Below are 4,745 nucleotides of genomic sequence, written 5' to 3'. Positions count from 1 at the left end.
TCCCGGCACTGTCCGTGGGCGGACAGCCTAAGCCCAGCGGTCCGGCGGCCAGCCGGCCCGCCACGTCCGCGACGGCTGCCTCCGCGGTGCCCAGAATGGCGGCGGCATCGCCCGCGGCATGGCCGGAGCCACTTCGGGCCCGTGATTGCCGTCCATGAACCCAGTGTCTCAGGGGCCTCTGACAATAACGCGCCTGTACTCCTCAGCCGAAGCTAGGCGTCACGGATTGCCGGCGGACTCAGCGGTTGCGGTAGTAGTCCTTCCAGATCAGGCGATGGAGGGGGATCACCCGCGGCAGCGACCGTAGTCCGGGGATGAACGGCAGCAGGGCCAGCAACGCCGTCAGCACGAACATCGTGACGACGACGAGGGCATCGGCATTAGGCGCGGACTTGAACGGTTCCACTTGGTAAAGGAGCGAGAAGAGCCACAACCAGGACTGCCCAGGCGTATCGCCGGTTTCGTTCATCACGCCCCACTGATCCCCGGAGAGGTGTTGGCTGGCCGCAAGATCCGGGAAGTAGCCGCCGTCGCCCAAAAAGAGGAGGCCGCGCGTGTAGTCCATGTTGTAGAAGTTTCCACCGTTTTGCAGCACGCCGTCCAAACTGCCTTGGCGCGCCATCTCCAGCAACGCTCCGGTCAGTGCAGGGACCGGGCCATAGTCGCCGTCGCCCACCTGGGCCGGGTCGTTATCCGGCGCAGCGGCAAGGGCGTCCGAATAGGCAGCTGCCCAGGCTGAGCGCTGCTGGTCCGTGGCGGCCGTCCAGCTGGCCAGCTCTGCCGGCGGCGACGGCAGCGTCGCCAGCGGGGCGATCACGAAGTCATTGGCGGTATCAACCGGAAGGCGGACGCCGGAGAGGCTTTGAAGGTCCACGGGGCCGATGTTCTGCGTCGCGTCCGGGGTCGAGTTGTAGGGCGGCCCGTATCCGGCAGTATCGCTGGTACCGGCAAGCTCTTTCGCGGCGGTGCCAACGAAATCCGCGGGGGCGGCCGTGGCCCACGCCTTGAGGCTCACGTTGGGCTCATCAGGGGACCCGAAGATGGCGGACACACCGAGCACGAGCACGCCGACCACCACAACGCCGATGATCAGTTCTTTGATGAGGTCATATTCGCGGAAGCTGCCCGTCCAGGGCCGGCCGGCAACGTCGTCCGCCTTCCGCCAGGAGATACTGCTGCTCTTCCTGGTCACTGCACTGCACCCCCGAATTCAGCGCCCCCGGATTCTGTGCCCCTGGGTTCGGTGGCCTTCGGAGGTTCGGTGGCCTCCTGGCGGTTGTGAAGCAGCTGGGCGTCGGACTCCGCGGCATCCAGTGGAGGTGCAACGCCGTGGACCCGGACCAGCAGGACGTGCAGGACCACCACAGCACCCACGGCCAAGGGCAGCAGCGTGACGTGCCAGGTGAAGAGCTGACCGACGTTGGCCACATTGAACCAGGCGCCTACCCCGACCGCGTTCAGCGCATCCTTCGCTTCAAAGGCAATCCACTGCGAGTCGAAGTTCGTCTGGAGCAGATACCCGGTGAAGGCCGCCACGATGGAAACGACAAAGGAGATCACGCCGGTGATCCAGGTCAGGACCCGGCCCCCGCGCCAGGCCGCCATCCAGAATTTCAGCCACAGGTGCACCACCATAAAGATGAAGAAGAACTCCACGCTCCACAAATGCGTGCTGTTGACGAAACTCCCCAGCGAGGACACGTGATACCACTGGGGTCCGTTCAGTCCCAGCACAATCCCGGAAACGATGATCCACAGCAGGGACGCGATGGCCCCCATGCCGAATACGTACGCCCAGGATGCCACGAAGCTTGGCTGGTCCTCGGGCAAAAGTTTGTCCGGCGGAAGCTTCCTCAGGAGCCACCGGCGGGCCCTGCCGGTCAAGGTACGGGCGTCTGTTTCATCGACCTGCGCGCCAAGTCCCGGTGTTGCAGCGGCAGTCATTTCCGCCGCTTCCCTCCGGGAAAAGGCAGGACCAGGGCCAGGATGAACAAGATGATCATCACGACGATCACGATCAGATTTCCGGATTGAATGATGAAACCGTCCCAGCCAAAATATGTTCCATCACCAACCATGCCAACGCTTGCCACGAGCCATCCAGACATGAGCTGCTCGATTCTTTTTAGGATGCCGGTTCAACTCCACCACTGTCAGGTATCCGCAAACAGGGTCTTCTGTCCCGTCCAGGCGCCCTTCCGGGACCCGGTGTTGCTGTGCTGCGGTGGATTAGGCTGGATCCGTGACCCGCCTCATTCTTGCCTCCCAGTCCCCCGCCCGCACCAAGCTGCTCAGCCACGCCGGCATCGCCCACGAGGTCCTCGTCTCGGACGTCGACGAGGACGCCGTGCAGGCCCGCTACGGCGTGACGGATCCGCATGACACGGCTCTGTTGCTTGCCCGGGCCAAGGCAGAGGCCGTCGCCTCGCTGCCCGAGGCGGACGGCGCAATCGTGATCGGCTGCGACTCGGTCTTCGAGTTCGACGGCGAGGCCCACGGAAAGCCCTACACGGCCGACGTCGCCCGGGAGCGTATGCTCCGCATGAGCGGCAGCATGGGCGTCCTGCACACCGGCCACTGGCTCGTGGACTGCCGCGACACAGACACAGACACAGAAGACGACGACGCCGACGTCACCGCGCGCGGCACCGGCGCCACCCTGGGCTCGGTGTCCTCGGCCGAGGTGCACTTCATGGAGATGAGCGCCGAGGAAATCGAAACCTACATCGCCACCGGCGAGCCGCTCCAGTGCGCCGGCTCCTTCACTATCGACGGCTACGGGGGGGCGTTCATCCGCAAGGTCGACGGCGATCCCCACACCGTCGTCGGGCTCTCCATCTCCACCCTGCGCGCCCTGCTCGGCCAGGCAAATGTGGGCATCACCGAGCTCTGGACCGGCGGGGCTGCGGACCCGGCGGACATCCGCGCCGAGTAACGACGGAATGCGTGGCGGAGTGAGCCAATTCGCCGCCCTTTGTGGCAACCCTACAAAGGAAGGGCCGTATACGCGCGGAATCCGCAAGTAATATCGGCGGAACCCTCAAAACCGCGCTAGGCTCCCTGAAGGAAAGAAGGAGACGCCTTGTCAGCAAATTCGGAGCAGTCCGCACCCACCGTGCCGGGATCAACGCAGTCATCTACAGCCGCGGGCATCCGCCGGCTGACCAAGGTGCTGATCGCCAACCGCGGAGAAATTGCGGTGCGCATCATCCGCGCCGCCCGCGATGAAGGCATCGCCTCGGTGGCTGTCTACGCGGACCCCGATCGCGACGCGCTGCACGCCCGGCTCGCTGACGAGGCCTACGCGCTCGGTGGCAACACCGCCGCGGAGTCCTACTTGGTGATGGACAAGATCATCGACGTCGCCCGCCAGTCCGGCGCGGACGCCATCCACCCCGGGTACGGGTTCCTGGCCGAGAACGCCGAGTTCGCCGCCAAGGTGATCGATGCCGGCATTACGTGGATCGGCCCCTCCCCCGAAGCGATCTCTGCCCTGGGCGACAAGGTCCAGGCCCGCCACATTGCCGAGAAGGTCGGCGCCCCGCAGGTCCCCGGCACCGCCGACCCGGTCGAATCTGCCGAGGAAATCCTCGATTTCGTGGACAAGTTCGGCCTGCCCRTCGCCATCAAGGCGGCCTTCGGCGGCGGCGGACGCGGCATSAAGGTGGCCCGCACCCGCGAAGAAATCCCCGAACTCTTCGAATCCGCCGTGCGCGAGGCCACCGCCGCCTTCGGCCGCGGCGAGTGCTTCATTGAGCGCTTCCTGGACGCCCCGCGTCACGTCGAGACCCAGTGCCTGGCCGACGCCCACGGCAACGTCGTGGTGGTCTCCACCCGCGACTGCTCGCTCCAGCGCAGGAACCAGAAACTCGTCGAGGAAGCCCCGGCCCCGTTCCTCACCGAGGAACAGAACCGCCGGCTCTACGAATCCTCCAAGGCCATCCTCAAGGAGGCCGGCTACCTCGGCGCAGGCACCTGCGAATTCCTCGTCGGCCAGGACGGCACCATCTCCTTCCTCGAGGTCAACACCCGCCTCCAGGTGGAGCACTGCGTCTCCGAGGAAGTCACCGGGATCGACCTCGTCCGCGAACAGTTCCGGCTGGCCCGCGGCGAGGAACTCGGCTACGGCGACCCGGAAGTCCGCGGCCACTCGATCGAATTCCGCATCACCGGCGAGGACCCGGGCCGGAACTTCATGCCCGCACCCGGCACCATCACGGTACTGAAAAACCCCACCGGTCCCGGTATCCGCGTAGATTCCGGCGTGGAGCAGGGCGATGTCATCAGCGGCAACTTCGACTCCATGCTCTCCAAGCTGATCGTCACCGGCGCCACCCGCACCCAGGCCTTGCAGCGCTCCCGGCGGGCACTGGAGGAAATGGTGGTGGAGGGCATTCCCACCGTCATCCCGTTCGACCTCGCGGTGGTTTCCAATCCCGATTTCGCACCGGCCGAAGGCCCCTTCAAGGTCCACACCCGCTGGATCGAGACGGCCTTCGTCAATGACATTCAGGCCTGGACCCCGACCGGCAGCGAGGCTGAAGCGGCCGACGCCGGCGACCGCCAGCGCGTCGTCGTCGAGGTCGGCGGCAAGCGCCTGGAAGTCGTGCTGCCGGCGTCGCTGGGCTCCGTCAGCAACGCCGCAGGCGCCAAGCCGGCCAAGGCCAAGAAGCGCTCCCGCGGTGGCGGCGCACCCGCGGCCGCGAGCGGCAACGCCCTGACCTCCCCCATGCCCTCCCCCATGC

The 4,745-nt window shown here is 66.1% G+C and carries 5 protein-coding genes; 2 read left to right on the top strand and 3 right to left on the bottom strand.

The window, feature by feature from the left end; translation table 11 throughout:
• Positions 1-238: 238 nt before the first annotated feature.
• Genes AC1D1S_RS19370 through AC1D1S_RS19360 form a run of 3 tightly spaced genes read right to left on the bottom strand, consistent with a single transcriptional unit; the run spans position 239 to position 2,108 of the window.
• Positions 239-1,192 (bottom strand): hypothetical protein, encoded by a 954-nt coding sequence (locus AC1D1S_RS19370; RefSeq protein WP_476995235.1) that lies wholly within the window; start codon positions 1,190-1,192, stop codon positions 239-241.
• The gene (locus AC1D1S_RS19365) at positions 1,189-1,944 is read right to left on the bottom strand and encodes a cytochrome b N-terminal domain-containing protein (protein WP_476995234.1); all 756 of its coding nucleotides are present in this window, start codon (positions 1,942-1,944) and stop codon (positions 1,189-1,191) included. Before AC1D1S_RS19365 ends, AC1D1S_RS19370 begins: the two co-directional genes overlap by 4 nt.
• Positions 1,941-2,108 (bottom strand): hypothetical protein, encoded by a 168-nt coding sequence (locus AC1D1S_RS19360; protein WP_243179673.1) that lies wholly within the window; start codon positions 2,106-2,108, stop codon positions 1,941-1,943. Before AC1D1S_RS19360 ends, AC1D1S_RS19365 begins: the two co-directional genes overlap by 4 nt.
• Before the next feature lie 134 nt (positions 2,109-2,242).
• Between AC1D1S_RS19360 and AC1D1S_RS19355 the strand changes: the two genes are divergently transcribed.
• Both AC1D1S_RS19355 and AC1D1S_RS19350 read left to right on the top strand, forming a co-directional pair.
• Positions 2,243-2,935, top strand: a complete 693-nt coding sequence (locus tag AC1D1S_RS19355; protein ID WP_476995233.1) for a Maf family protein — start codon at positions 2,243-2,245, stop codon at positions 2,933-2,935.
• Positions 2,936-3,082: 147 nt separating this feature from the next.
• Positions 3,083-4,745 (top strand): acetyl-CoA carboxylase biotin carboxylase subunit (locus tag AC1D1S_RS19350; protein ID WP_476995232.1); only part of this gene is annotated, 1,663 nt, incomplete at its 3' end.

The organism is Arthrobacter sp. P1_A5 (genome assembly GCF_056406825.1).
The sequence above is the reverse complement of the archived record's forward strand: the minus strand, read 5'-3'. Positions and strand labels throughout refer to the sequence as shown.

What these genes read in the sequence shown, in the direction of transcription:
- AC1D1S_RS19365 (WP_476995234.1), bottom strand. Translation starts at nt 1,944, where the DNA reads ATGACTGCCGCTGCAACACCGGGACTTGGCGCGCAGGTCGATGAAACA.
- AC1D1S_RS19360 (WP_243179673.1), bottom strand. Translation starts at nt 2,108, where the DNA reads ATGTCTGGATGGCTCGTGGCAAGCGTTGGCATGGTTGGTGATGGAACA.